Genomic DNA, 13,321 nt, shown 5'->3' with positions numbered 1-13,321 from the left:
TGTTGGCAGGTAGTATGAAAAAAGTCATTTTCTCTTTAGCCCTCGGAACGTTTGGGCTGGGCATGGCCGAGTTTGGCATTATGGGCGTATTAACCGAACTGGCGCGTGACGTGGGCATTTCCATCCCCGATGCGGGACATATGATTTCGTTTTACGCCTTTGGCGTTGTCATCGGCGCCCCCATTATTGCCGTGTTTTCCAATCGTTTTTCGCTCAAGCATATTCTGCTGTTTCTGGTCACACTCTGTGTCGTCGGGAACGCCATCTTCACCCTCTCTTCCAGCTATTTTATGCTGGCGGTAGGCCGGCTGGTCTCCGGGTTTCCACACGGGGCATTTTTTGGCGTCGGCGCGATTATCCTGTCAAAGCTGGCGCGACCTGGTAAAGTTACCGCCGCCGTAGCGGGTATGATTTCCGGCATGACCGTCGCCAATCTGATTGGCATTCCCGTTGGCACCTGGCTGAGTCAGACGTTTAGCTGGCGCTACACGTTTCTGCTGATTGCCGTGTTTAACATCGCCGTTATTCTGTCGGTTATCTTTTGGGTACCCCACCTCCGCGACGAAGCAAAAGGCAGGCTACGCGAGCAATTTCACTTTCTGAAAAGTCCCGCACCGTGGCTCATTTTCTCCGCCACCATGTTTGGGAACGCCGGTGTTTTTGCCTGGTTCAGCTACGTCAAACCCTACATGATGTACATCTCTGGTTTCTCCGAAACGCTGATGACTTTCATCATGATGCTGGTTGGGCTGGGGATGGTGTTGGGCAACCTGCTGAGCGGGCGACTGTCTGGTCGCTACACGCCGCTACGCATTGCGGTAGTAACCGATTTTGTGATTGTAGTGGCCCTGCTGCTGCTGTTTGCATTCGGCGGCATCAAAGCCGCCTCGCTGACGTTCGCCTTTATTTGCTGTGCGGGACTATTTGCGCTATCAGCGCCGCTGCAAATTTTACTGCTGCAAAACGCGAAGGGCGGTGAACTGCTGGGCGCGGCCGGAGGGCAAATGGCCTTTAATCTGGGTAGCGCAATTGGCGCTTACTTCGGCGGCTTAATGTTGACGCTGGGCTTTGCCTACAACTACGTCACGATCCCTGCGGCGCTACTGTCTTTTTCCGCGATGTCATCACTGCTGATCTATGGTCGTCTGAAGCGCGGTGTGCAACAGGTTGCACCCGCGACGTAAACGTTTATGCCTGCGGCCACAGCCAGGCCGCGCCGCGCACGCCACTGGAGTCACCGTGTAACGCCTTGCGCAGAGGCGTTTCACACTCACCGCCAAAGACAAACTGCTTAATCAGTGACGGAACGTTTTGGTACAGCCTGTCGACATTGCTCATTCCCCCGCCCAGCACAATGACATCCGGGTCGAGAATATTCACCACATGCGCTAACGATTTCGCCAGGCGTAATTCATATCGGCTCAGCGCCTGTTCCGCCAGTGCATCCTGTTCGTTTACCAGACGGATAATTTCACTGCCTTTTAGCGGATTTCCGCTCAGGCGATGATAATCAGTGGCAAATCCAGTCCCTGAGATAAAGGTTTCAATACAGCCTTGTTTACCGCAATAGCAAGGCACCTCTTGCCGATAGCGCAACTCATCATCATCCATCCACGGCAGTGGATTATGCCCCCACTCGCCCGCCGTGCCATTACCACCGCTATGCACCCGGCCATTGAGCGCCACACCGGAACCACAGCCGGTACCAATTATCACCGCAAACACGGTCTGCGCTCCCGCGGCTGCGCCATCGACCGCTTCAGACACCGCCAGGCAGTTAGCATCGTTTGCCAGGCGGACTTCACGGTTCAGTCGCGTACTCAGGTCTTTGTCAAAGGGTTGTCCATTGAGCCAGGTCGAGTTGGCATTTTTCACCACCCCGGTATAAGGCGAAATTGAACCGGGAATGCCCATCCCCACGGTTCCCGTCTGCCCGGTGGCTTTTTCCGCCATCTCCACCAGCGCGGCGATGGTTTCTATGGTTTGTCGATAATCATCACGCGGCGTCGGCAGGCGATGGCGAAAAAGCTGCTCACCCGCATCGCCAAGCGCGATAACTTCCGTTTTCGTACCGCCTAAATCGATACCTATACGCACGGTTTACTCCTCTTCCCGATTAACAATGCAAGCATAGCGACAATTCGCTATCATGCCCGCTGGATTTAACGACAAGGCCGTGGAAATTATCATGCTGTGGTTCAAAAATTTAATGGTTTACCGTCTTAGCCGCGATGTTTCTTTGCGTGCCGAAGAGATGGAAAAACAGCTGGCATCAATGACGTTCACCCCTTGCGGTAGCCAGGATATGGCAAAAATGGGCTGGGTGCCGCCGATGGGATCGCACAGCGATGCTTTAACGCATACCGCCAATGGCCAAATTATTATCTGCGCCCGCAAAGAAGAAAAAATTCTGCCGTCGCCGGTTATTAAACAGGCGCTGGAAGCAAAAATAGCCAAACTGGAAGCTGAGCAGGGTCGCAAGCTCAAAAAGACCGAAAAAGACTCGCTGAAAGATGAAGTGTTGCACTCATTGCTGCCGCGCGCCTTTAGCCGCTTCAGCCAGACAATGATGTGGATCGACACTGTCAATGACCTGATCATTGTCGACTGTGCAAGCGCCAAAAAAGCAGAGGACACGCTGGCACTGCTGCGTAAAAGCCTCGGTTCACTGCCGGTTGTCCCGTTGACGATGGAAAACCCAATCGAACTGACGCTGACCGAATGGGTCCGTTCCGGCACGACGGCGCAAGGTTTCCAGTTACTGGATGAAGCCGAACTGAAAGCGATGCTGGAAGATGGTGGCGTGATCCGCGCGAAGAAACAGGATCTGGTTTGCGATGAAATTGCCGTACACATCGAAGCAGGCAAACTGGTCACCAAGCTGGCGCTCGACTGGCAGCAGCGTATTCAGTTTGTCATGTGCGACGACGGTTCCATTAAGCGTCTGAAGTTCAGCGATGAACTGCGCGATCAAAATGAAGACATCGACCGTGAAGACTATGCTCAACGTTTTGATGCCGATTTCATCCTGATGACGGGTGAACTGGCCGCGTTGATTAAAAGCCTGGTGGAAGGATTAGGCGGCGAAGCACAGCGCTAAGTGACGTCGTATTGCCAGATGTCACCCCTTGCGACTTATCTGGCCTACGCCTATTGTAGGCCAGATAAGTAAGTACTATCAGACACTAAACAATTACAGATAGCGGCAAAGATAGGATGTTGGCTCTGCCACTTGCAGATGAAATTCGCTGTTGCCCGGTACGTTAAACACGTCCCCTGCGGCATACACTTTCCACTCGGTTTCCCCCGGCAGTAACACATTTAACGCACCGCTTACCACCGTCATCTCTTCAGGTGCCGCTGTACCAAAGGTGTATTCACCTTCCGCCATAACGCCAACGCTGGCGCGGCCAGTACTGCTGCTGGTAAAACCGATCGATTTTACTTTGCCGGAAAAGTATTCATTACTTTGAAGCATACAACTGGCCCTATCTCGTGATTAAGTTGATAACCAATATAGGGGCCTGACGTTGTAGCTGTCACGCAAAATTAAGCAAGTAACTCGGATGCCAGTCGGGCAATCAGTACGTTAGACAGAAGAACCGGGACATCCAGCGACTTTTGCAGTAAATCACGATGGCGTTGGTTAAAACCCAAACAATCCAGCATGATCACATCCGCCCCCTGCTCAAGCAGATCTTTTCCTGCATCAATCAGCTGTTGCTCAGAACCGTGAATCGGGTTTGCCACGGCATAGACGGGGGGCGTCTGTAGCACCTGCCATTTTTGTTCCTGGGCATGGAGCAATTCGGCGACCGGCACAATCACCCCAACCTGATGCCCTTCAACAATTGAGGCCACCAGGGGAGGAATAATTCGTAAAGGCTCCAGCAGGATACTATTGCGGGCCGTCAGGCGGGAAATTGAGGCCGTGCTCATCAGCAAAATAACATCAAACCCCTGGTTATCCAGCACTTCAACAATACTTTGCAAATCGCGCTCGACTTTCTGGCGCGAGACATGAGCCAGTTGATGGTCGCTCAGCAGCGTCAATAACGACTCGTCGCCGGGCGATACTGCATACTCAGCCATCACATCTTCTCGCCGCATCTGTCCCAGCAGGCTGTGGTGAGTAATGTGTTGTTCATCGATATATTCCGTCAGGAGCGGTAACACCTCACACATCGGTACAACACCAATCGTGAGGATAGCCAACGACGTACTCATTTGTTGCTCCACCGTCTTCTTACTTTGCCGTGAATTCCCGGACAAATGCCGGGTGCTGACCTGCGCTACAAATGCTCAAAAGCGTAGCAGCAGATCGGCGATGCATAGTGTAAAGATTCCAAATCATTCCAGTACTATATTGTTATCGCTTAATTTTCACTTTCCGCGGTATACCGGGAGGTTCGAAAATTGTGATACAGGCACGCTCTGGCAGAGGACAGATAATTTGTCTGCGCGCCCAGGATGGCGTGGAAAGGTCGGTCTATATCGGGCAGTCCTTAACGATAAGCTCCGCCCTGTAGCCGTGACCGGGCTTGCGACAGTATCGCAAGAATATCGGCCACAACCTGCGAAGGTTCATTCGTCGCATCAACAATATAATGCGCCGCTTCACGATACAGCGCATCGCGCTGCTCAAGAACTTCCTGCACTTCTTCGGTTAATGGCTTGCCGGTTAACGTCGGGCGCAATCCTTCCTCAGGCGCCACTTCCAGGCGGTTTACCAGTACCGATACCGGTGCGTTTAAATAGATGACCATGCCGTGACTACGCATGTAGTGACGATTATATTCAGTAAGAATAATACCGCCGCCGGTCGCCACGACGGTTGAAGGGGCCGTAACGGCCTGCAAGGCTGTCGTTTCCTGGGCGCGAAAACCTTCCCATCCTTCTCTTTCAACAATTTCAGCCACGGTCATCTGCACGTGTGATTGCAACCAGCGATCGGTATCAACGAACTGAAAGTCGATGGCTTTCGCCAGCGCCATACCGGTTGTCGTCTTACCACACCCCCGGGGGCCAACAAGATAAAGCGGTTGTGTCATCACAGAAGTTCCCCAGAGAACCGCAGGTAAGCGGGATCTGATGCTGTTAAAGTTATAATCATACCATCAAACTAGTACGCCGCCAAAGTGTAAAGAATAAATTCCAATAAGGCGATAAAATCGATTAAACCCTACTATAACAAGAATTCACAACGAAGAAAGTGTAAAAAATAAATTACAGTTGTTATTTTCTACGTTGAACTTCCAGCCACCACTTGTCCAGTTCAGCCGCAAAATGTTGCCTGTCACGCGGCGAAAGGCTGTCAGGCCCTCCGGTCTGTATCCCGCTGGCACGCAGCGTATCCATAAAATCACGCATCGTCAGACGTTCACGGATCGTCGCCTCGGTATAGCGTTCACCGCGTGGGTTGAGTGCCGCAGCGCCTTTTTCAATGACTTCAGAGGCCAGCGGAATATCCGCCGTGACAACCAGGTCTCCCGCGCTGCACTGGCGCACAATTTCGTTATCGGCGACATCAAACCCAGCTGGAACACGTAAGGTGCGGATAAAACGCGAAGGCGGAACGCGCAAACTCTGATTGGCGACCAAAATGAGCGGCATCTGCATTCGCTCGGAAGCCCGATATAAAATGTCTTTAATCACATTCGGACACGCATCCGCATCCACCCAAATCGTCATAACACCTCCAGACACATGTGCAATTGCACATTGTCTCGTGCTTTTACTTTCAGGCAAAGCGCTGTTTCTCCTTCTGAACGCCTTCATTCCGCGCTAAGCTTAGCTTTCCCAGATTTACCCTAAATAATTCAAGTAAATTGAAGAGTAACGGGTATAAAACAATGAATATCACGCATAGGGAGTGACAAGATGGACAAGAAAATTGGTTTTATCGGCTGCGGTAACATGGGTAAAGCGATTCTTGGCGGCCTGATCGCCAGCGGCCAGGTACTCCCCGGACAAATCTGGGTCTATACCCCCTCTCCCGAGAAAGTCGCAGCACTGCACGATCAGTACGGCATAAATGCAGCGCAGTCTGCACAAGAAGTCGCGCAAATCGCAGATATTGTCTTTGGCGCCGTGAAGCCAGGCATCATGATTAAAGTGCTGAGTGAAATCACCTCCAGCCTGAACAAAGATTCTCTGGTGGTATCCATTGCCGCGGGCGTCACCCTCGATCAACTCGCCCGCGCACTGGGTCATGACCGTAAAATTATCCGCGCAATGCCTAACACGCCGTCACTGGTCAATGCAGGAATGACGTCCGTCACCCCAAATGCGCTGGTAACACCGGAAGATACTGCTGATGTGTTGAATATTTTCCGCTGCTTTGGCGAAGCCGAAGTCATCGCAGAATCGATGATTCACCCGGTCGTTGGCGTCAGCGGTTCAGCCCCGGCATATGTGTTTATGTTTATCGAAGCCATGGCGGATGCCGCCGTTCAGGGCGGCATGCCACGCGCACAAGCCTATAAATTCGCGGCACAGGCGGTCATGGGATCGGCGAAGATGGTGCTGGAAACGGGTAAACATCCCGGAGAACTGAAAGATATGGTGTGCTCGCCTGGCGGAACCACCATTGAGGCAGTGCGCGTCCTCGAAGAACGCGGCTTTCGTTCGTCAGTCATCGAAGCGATGGTTAAGTGCATGGAACAATCAGAGAAACTCAGCAAATCCTGAGTGCAAGTCGGACGTCAGGCCGCCGCTTCAGTACGGTTACGTCCGGCATTCTTTGCTTTGTAAAGCGCCATATCCGCTGACTTCAACCATTCCCGATAGTGCTCTGTTTCAGAAGTCAGCGGAGCAACACCGACGCTAATCCGCAGGGCTACTTGCGGAGCACAGGACAAGCGTAACTGGCTAAGTCGTTCATGGACGCGCGACATCGCCGCGATTGCGCTGGCTGCAGGTGTACCGCACATAATTACCGCAAACTCATCACCACCAAAACGCCCAATCACATCACTGCCGCGCAGCGTCATTTGCAACTGACGCGTCAGCGCAACGATCGCCTGATCCCCAACGTCATGCCCCCAGGTATCATTGATGCTCTTAAAATGGTCGATATCGATAATAAGCAGTGTGGCATCACGTTGCTGACGACGGCAATTATCAAATTCATTGCGCAGCAGTAGCTCCCAATGGCGCCGGTTATAAACTCCGGTCATTCCATCCCGCGTACTCATTACCTGCAGGCGGCGTTTATGCTCTGCCAATTTGATCACCGTCTGGTAGCTAACCCAGGCAAACAGCAGCGGATAAATCACCAGTACCGGCAGCGACAACAGCACGCTCAGTTGCGTACTGCTAAACACGACCGGAATATCCGTTAACTGTAGCGTCACCAGACACGAAACCACCATCAACACGACGCCAGCGATGAATAATCGCACCCCACCTGCGCCCATCAGGTTGATGCAGATAATCATCAGCAGCGCCGTGGATGGCAGCAGGTTTGCCCCCATAATCCCCACCCACATGCCAGCGAGGATCGCATCGGCTTTAATATTCGTAAATTCACTGTACAGCGGATCTTCCGCTTTGCTCGCCAACTGCCACGCCAGATGCGGCCAGACAAACGCCCATCCCACCAGTAATAGCCACCAACCTCCGGTTATGGGTTGCGAGACTAATACCGACGCGATGGGGAAAAACATTCCCCCCAGCCCGACTGCGCGAGGCAGTCTTATCCGTCGGGCAAATCGCAGACCGGAACGTTGGTGGTCGTTTTGATGAAGCGATATAAATGCTTCATTCGGTACGGCCTTCTTTTGATAAAAGTTTTCATCATTCATCGTATTTGGGAATATTCTGAAACAAATTTCCCAAATTATAGAAAGGGGTCTGGCGGCGGAAGTATGATATTTCGGGTGAGCGATTTTATCCGCTCACCCGTATGTATTACGCAGCTTTTTTCAGGCAAGCGCTCATAAATTTTTTACGATCGTCGCCTTTCAGCGACTGCTCTGTTGCCTGAACGTTGCATTCACGCATTTTCTGCTGCTGCGGCGTCAGGCTCTTTTCATCAGGCGCAGACTTACTGTTTTTCAGGCAATCACTCATATATGTCTTCCGGGCATCCCCTTTTAAGGTCTGCGCCGTCGCCTGCTGGTTGCAGGTGGTCATACGTTGTTGTTGCGGGGTTAACGTCTTCTCGGCAGCGCCGACGGTAGTTAAGAAAACCAGGCCAAATAATAGGGTAACGAGCAATGTTATTTTCATAGCACCATCCTGTTGTGAGTATTCACTCTACACGTCACCTTTCAAGCAATCTCAACGTTGGCTGCTTGAAGGATGACGTGTAGTAAGTCTGGTTGCTGACGCAGAAATAGCCACCTTATTATTCAAATTAAGTGACCAAATAGCAGGTTACTTCAGCCCTAACGCCGCTTTCATGGTGTAAAACAGGTCGGTCTGGTCGGTCAGGCCAACCACATTCGCCGCATGCGGGCCATAGGCAGCAATACGCAGCTGGCTGCCAGTATGCTCCTGTGATTCCTCTTCCGAGTTGCCATAGCTGATAACCATCACCGCGCCATCTTTGGTATTCAGCGCCTGAGTCAGGCCAGGGGCTTTGGTGTCTGGCGCAACAATCTGACTGGCATGCGCGTGGTCAGCGGTCACGACGACCAGCGTGTTGCCGTCTTTCTTCGCGAAGGCCAGCGCGCGCTGTACGGCTTCATCCAGATCGACCGTTTCACCAATCTGACCGCACGGGTTTGCGGCGTGATCCTGCTTATCGATGGACGCGCCTTCTACCTGCAGGAAAAAGCCTTTTTCATTCTTGCTTAATAACTCAATCGCTTTATCCGTCATCTGGGCAAGCGTCGGCACCGTATCGTTACGTTTTGGATTTGGCGTACAGGTCACGACTGGCTTATCAAGATTACCGTGGTAAGACGCTTTTGGCCCTTCCCAGCGTACCGGCATGTTACCGTCAGAGAACAAGCCTAACAGCGGTTTATCCTGATTCGCTTCAGTAATGGCTGCCAGCTTCGCGGTATCACTGACCATCTGATAACCACGGGCCTGAGCCTGTTCACGCAGCGTTTTACCCTGCCACTCACCCGCTGCAGCGGTCTCAGCAAAGGTTTTTGCCCCGCCGCCCAGCGTAACATCAGCACGGGCATTCAATAATTGCTCGGTGATTGAGCCTTTACCGCCTTTTTCCAACGCATTTGTCGGGCATTTCTCAGCGGTGACGCTTGGACCGTAACATTTACGCGATGTCACATGCGCAACCAGCGCGGCGGGGGTGGCATCCTGCAATTCAGCAGTGGATACGTTGCCTGTCGCCAGACCGGCAGCTTTGGCCATTTCCAGAATAGTGGCGTGATCGTTTTCGTGAATATCAACGCCCAGCGCACCGTTATATGTTTTAACCCCGGTCGTCCATGCTGTCGCAGAAGCTGCGGAATCGGTCACATAGTCAGGTTTACCCGTTTTTTTATCCAACGCGTAGTGCGTGTATTGTCCGGTCAGGGGTAACGCATCAATACCTTTAAAAAAACCACCGGCCCCTTCTGCATAATTTCGCGCAGCGGTAATTTCCGAATCCCCCATACCATCGCCGATCAATAAAATAATATTTTGGGCTGGTTTATCGTTCAAAGAATCTCGTAGTGCTGCCGTTTGATCCGTCGTTAATCGACGCGCGCCACCCGGTGTGGTGATATCTCCCTGTGCGGCACGATTATCCATAGCCGCTACGGTAGATGTTTCTGCATGAATAACCGGGGTAAACAGCAAGGGTAACAGGGCAATAGCGAGTGCGCTTTGTTTCACTTTATTTTCTCCATGTACAAATACGGTAAAATTAAAACAAAGCGACTATAAGTATTTGATGTGACACTTTTATGATAATTCGTGGATAAGTATCTGCAGATATCTCAACACGTTTTAGGTGCGTTTTCGCCAGCACTGTGCATCGTCGTCAGAAATGCGGGCATTTGACTTACCCCTGCCAGCGCGTCTTCTATTTGACGAATCAGTGTTTGCTGCTCATTTGTTGCCATGTTGCGCAGCATTTCCATGATGACCCGTTCTAACGTTGCGACTTGCGCGGCCAGGTCTTGCGATTCTTCTTCTTTTTGGGCGAGCTTAAGTAACAACTCAGTGATGAGATTTTTCATTTTCGTATTCCCTTAACCAAATAAAGGCCACGTTATCACTAAGACTCACAACTTCCTAGAGGATGAAAGTTGTATTTATTGCAGAAATAAAACGTTTTGCGAAAACAATCACAACACAAAATAAGGGGGAATGACGCTTTCTGCAGAATAATTCAATATAAAAGGGTAAGGAGATTAATAGTCACTCGGATATATAATCTTCAATTATGGATTAACAACGCGGGCAACCCGCGTTGTTAATCCGCCATTCAGCGAGCGAGACGCCGGCGTCGCAACGCGATAGCCAGTTGCCAGATATTAATAAGCACAATGCTCGCGGTAGCGATAAAGACCCAGCGGAAACCCGCCATGGCCGACACGGTTGCCCCCATCAAGGGTCCGGCAACGTTTCCAAGGTACATAAACGACTGGTTATACCCAAAGATGCGCCCGGTAATCTGCTCGCTGGAGTATTTCACTAATAGCGTTTGCACCGCAGGCAGCATTGCACCATCGGCAAAGCCGAGCAGAAAACGTAATATCCCTAATTGCAACGGAGTGGTAACCCATGACATGGCGAAAAACAGCACCACGGCGAAGATGAGCGTTGCCATTAGAATCCGTTCAGTACCAATTCTGTCGCCCAACTTTCCAAGACGTGGTGCTGAAATCAAAGCGGATATGCCGGGAACCGAGGCAATCAGCCCGCTGAGAAAAGCAATATTTGAGCTATCTGGCACCATCGATTTGATAAACAGCGCCAGAATGGGGCCAATAGAGCCGTTACACAGTTGAATCACCATGGTGGTAAAAAACAGGCTAATAACCAGCGCGGGGTACGGTAACGAAGCAAAAACAGCTTTCCCGCTTAAACGCTCGCTTTTTTTAATCGCCGGTCGGACACCCTCTTTGATTAAGAACAGTGTGACCAAAAAACTCACCACCAACAGCGCGGCGGTAATACAAAATACCGCACGTAAGCCAACGTGGTCAGCAATAAAACCGCCCATCAGCGGCCCGCCAATCACCCCACTAATTTGCGCCGTTGAGAGCGTGCTCAACGCCCAACCACTGCGTTCGCGCGGGACTTGCGACGCCACCAACGCCATCGCATTAGGAATATATCCCGACGTTAACCCCATCACCCCGCGCAACAGAAAAAGCTGCCAGACGTTAGTGGCAAATGCCTGCAGCAAAATGGCAATGGCCATGCCCAGCGAGGCCCGTAACAGCATCAGCTTACGCCCTTTACGGTCAGCTAAACTGCCCCACATCGGTGAAACAATGGCAGAAATAAGGAACGTGACGCTAAACGTTAACCCGGACCACATTGAGAGCGCTTCGTGCGAGGTGACTCCCAGTTGGGAGATATAGAGCGGTAGAAAAGGCAGGATTTGGCTGATCGCCAGTCCGGTGAAAAAGCAACCGAACCACACGGAAATAAGGTTAACTCTCCAGGATTCCATAAGGACTCATAACGGTAAGTAGCTGAAAACTGCGAGCAGCTTAACAAATTACGCCTTCAAACGAGGGTCCAGAGGTGCGATGTTTCACAGTTTAGTATTTTATCTCCCCGCTCATCATATTTGTGATATTCATCACATCAAACCCACATTACATGCAGGGGATTATGCTTCGAACATGCCCTGTGGGTTTGTGCGTATTCATTCCCGTGGAATCCACCAAAACAATCTGCCAGAAGCCGAGGAATCCTGCGTTTTGTCGTGGTAATGTATGTGCTTTGCATTCAAGGAATGGGTTTTTAAGATGGCAAAGTTGCGAGTAGGAATCGTATTTGGTGGTAAATCAGCGGAACATGAAGTGTCATTGCAATCGGCAAAAAATATTGTCGATGCCATCGACAAGACTCGCTTTGACGTTGTGCTGTTAGGTATTGATAAACAAGGGCAATGGCACGTGAGCGATGCCAGCAACTATCTGCTCAACGCTGACGATCCGGCACGCATTGCGTTGCGCCCTTCCGCGACCAGCCTGGCGCAGGTACCGGGTAAAGAAGAACAGCAGTTGATCGATGCGCAAAACGGTCAGCCGTTGCCTACGGTCGATGTTATTTTCCCTATCGTGCACGGCACGCTGGGTGAAGATGGTTCACTGCAAGGCATGCTGCGCGTGGCGAATTTACCGTTCGTCGGTTCTGATGTGCTGGGCTCTGCGGCCTGCATGGATAAAGACGTCACTAAACGTCTGCTGCGCGATGCCGGATTAAACATCGCACCATTTATTACGCTCACCCGCGCCAATCGTAATGCCATCAGCTTTGCTGAGGTCGAATCGCGTCTGGGCCTGCCGCTGTTTGTGAAGCCAGCCAATCAGGGATCATCCGTTGGCGTCAGCAAAGTCACCAGCGAAGCGCAATACGACCAGGCTGTTGCACTGGCGTTTGAGTTCGATCATAAAGTGGTGGTAGAACAAGGGATCAAGGGGCGCGAGATCGAATGTGCGGTACTGGGGAACGATCACCCGCAGGCCAGCACCTGTGGCGAGATCGTCCTGAACAGCGATTTCTACGCTTACGACACCAAATATATTGACGATAACGGGGCCAAAGTCGTGGTTCCGGCGGCGATTGCGCCAGAAATTAACGACAAGATCCGTGAGATCGCTATTCAGGCTTACCAGACGCTGGGTTGCGCCGGGATGGCGCGGGTGGATGTGTTCCTGACCCCAGAGAATGACGTGGTGATCAACGAGATCAACACGCTGCCGGGCTTTACCAACATCAGTATGTATCCCAAACTGTGGCAGGCCAGCGGCTTAGGCTATACCGATCTGATCACACGTCTGATCGAGCTGGCGCTGGAGCGCCACGCTGCCGATTGCGCGCTGAAAACCAGCATGTAAAAGCAGACAGGATGCCCGATAGCTATTGGGCATCCTTGACGTCTTCATCCTCATCGACGCGGCGGCGAATAATAAGTCCCGCAAGCCAAAAGCTAATCACCCACGTAACCAGCCCCACCGCATAGGTTTGCCATCCTTTCGCTTCAAACCCCAATAATCCCACCACGCCATTCAGAATAAAGATCAGCCCAATGGCAAACGCGTAATAGTGCCAGTCGCGGCGAATTTTTACAGGCAGGTTCATAACAGCTCCGGTGGAAGTACATCGTTGAGCAGCATCCTCGCACATTTCCCTGCGAGCGTCTGTGTCCTGTGCGGAAATTCTGAAATGTGAGTTA

15 protein-coding genes are annotated in these 13,321 nt (G+C 51.7%); 4 read left to right on the top strand and 11 right to left on the bottom strand.

Features of this window, described 5'->3' with window-relative positions; translation table 11 throughout:
• Window positions 1-14: 14 nt before the first annotated feature.
• Entirely contained in the window at window positions 15-1,184 is a 1,170-nt protein-coding gene (gene araJ / locus RYZ59_RS03830) for an MFS transporter AraJ (protein WP_202039732.1), read from the top strand.
• Between the two features lie 4 nt (window positions 1,185-1,188).
• On the opposite strand, the gene mak is transcribed toward araJ, so the two are convergent.
• Complete coding sequence (mak, locus tag RYZ59_RS03825; RefSeq protein WP_318044905.1) at window positions 1,189-2,097, bottom strand: fructokinase; 909 nt, start codon at window positions 2,095-2,097, stop codon at window positions 1,189-1,191.
• A 91-nt stretch (window positions 2,098-2,188) separates the two neighbouring features.
• Here mak and rdgC point away from each other — a divergent pair, with 91 nt between their 5' ends.
• Window positions 2,189-3,100, top strand: a complete 912-nt coding sequence (gene rdgC, locus RYZ59_RS03820; protein WP_137384658.1) for a recombination-associated protein RdgC — start codon at window positions 2,189-2,191, stop codon at window positions 3,098-3,100.
• A 93-nt stretch (window positions 3,101-3,193) separates the two neighbouring features.
• On the opposite strand, the gene ppnP is transcribed toward rdgC, so the two are convergent.
• The 4 genes from ppnP to RYZ59_RS03800 form a co-directional block, all read right to left on the bottom strand.
• Complete coding sequence (ppnP, locus tag RYZ59_RS03815) at window positions 3,194-3,478, bottom strand: pyrimidine/purine nucleoside phosphorylase (RefSeq protein ID WP_003021477.1); 285 nt, start codon at window positions 3,476-3,478, stop codon at window positions 3,194-3,196.
• A gap of 71 nt (window positions 3,479-3,549) precedes the next feature.
• Window positions 3,550-4,227, bottom strand: coding sequence for an AroM family protein (locus RYZ59_RS03810; RefSeq protein ID WP_137384659.1), 678 nt, complete (start codon window positions 4,225-4,227; stop codon window positions 3,550-3,552).
• Window positions 4,228-4,505: 278 nt separating this feature from the next.
• A complete protein-coding gene (aroL, locus tag RYZ59_RS03805) occupies window positions 4,506-5,051 on the bottom strand; it encodes a shikimate kinase AroL (RefSeq protein ID WP_318044908.1) in 546 nt (181 codons plus the stop codon).
• Between the two features lie 184 nt (window positions 5,052-5,235).
• Window positions 5,236-5,691, bottom strand: a complete 456-nt coding sequence (locus RYZ59_RS03800) for a YaiI/YqxD family protein (RefSeq protein ID WP_101741820.1) — start codon at window positions 5,689-5,691, stop codon at window positions 5,236-5,238.
• Window positions 5,692-5,880: 189 nt separating this feature from the next.
• On the opposite strand from RYZ59_RS03800, the gene proC reads away from it, so the two are divergent.
• Window positions 5,881-6,690: a pyrroline-5-carboxylate reductase gene (gene proC, locus RYZ59_RS03795; RefSeq protein ID WP_318044912.1), complete on the top strand. Its 810-nt coding sequence runs from the start codon at window positions 5,881-5,883 to the stop codon at window positions 6,688-6,690.
• Window positions 6,691-6,704: 14 nt separating this feature from the next.
• On the opposite strand, the gene adrA is transcribed toward proC, so the two are convergent.
• The 5 genes from adrA to RYZ59_RS03770 form a co-directional block, all read right to left on the bottom strand.
• The gene (adrA, locus tag RYZ59_RS03790; RefSeq protein WP_137384661.1) at window positions 6,705-7,820 is read right to left on the bottom strand and encodes a diguanylate cyclase AdrA; all 1,116 of its coding nucleotides are present in this window, start codon (window positions 7,818-7,820) and stop codon (window positions 6,705-6,707) included.
• Window positions 7,821-7,911: 91 nt separating this feature from the next.
• A complete protein-coding gene (psiF, locus tag RYZ59_RS03785; protein WP_048212462.1) occupies window positions 7,912-8,232 on the bottom strand; it encodes a phosphate starvation-inducible protein PsiF in 321 nt (106 codons plus the stop codon).
• A gap of 147 nt (window positions 8,233-8,379) precedes the next feature.
• Window positions 8,380-9,795: an alkaline phosphatase gene (phoA, locus tag RYZ59_RS03780; protein WP_318044915.1), complete on the bottom strand. Its 1,416-nt coding sequence runs from the start codon at window positions 9,793-9,795 to the stop codon at window positions 8,380-8,382.
• 104 nt (window positions 9,796-9,899) lie between these two features.
• On the bottom strand, window positions 9,900-10,142 hold the full coding sequence (locus tag RYZ59_RS03775) for a sigma-S stabilization anti-adapter protein IraP (protein ID WP_202039329.1): 243 nt from the start codon (window positions 10,140-10,142) through the stop codon (window positions 9,900-9,902).
• Window positions 10,143-10,390: 248 nt separating this feature from the next.
• Window positions 10,391-11,587, bottom strand: a complete 1,197-nt coding sequence (locus RYZ59_RS03770) for a multidrug efflux MFS transporter (RefSeq protein WP_202039330.1) — start codon at window positions 11,585-11,587, stop codon at window positions 10,391-10,393.
• 301 nt (window positions 11,588-11,888) lie between these two features.
• Here RYZ59_RS03770 and ddlA point away from each other — a divergent pair, with 301 nt between their 5' ends.
• Window positions 11,889-12,983: a D-alanine--D-alanine ligase gene (gene ddlA / locus RYZ59_RS03765; protein ID WP_318044918.1), complete on the top strand. Its 1,095-nt coding sequence runs from the start codon at window positions 11,889-11,891 to the stop codon at window positions 12,981-12,983.
• A gap of 22 nt (window positions 12,984-13,005) precedes the next feature.
• Here the strand turns inward: ddlA and RYZ59_RS03760 are convergent, their stop codons facing one another.
• A complete protein-coding gene (locus RYZ59_RS03760; protein ID WP_137384665.1) occupies window positions 13,006-13,227 on the bottom strand; it encodes a DUF2754 domain-containing protein in 222 nt (73 codons plus the stop codon).
• Window positions 13,228-13,321: the final 94 nt, after the last annotated feature.

Origin of the sequence: Citrobacter sp. HN-141, from assembly GCF_033341895.1 — a bacterium.
Lineage (GTDB): Bacteria > Pseudomonadota > Gammaproteobacteria > Enterobacterales > Enterobacteriaceae > Citrobacter.
This window is presented reverse-complemented; position numbering and strand designations above follow the sequence as displayed.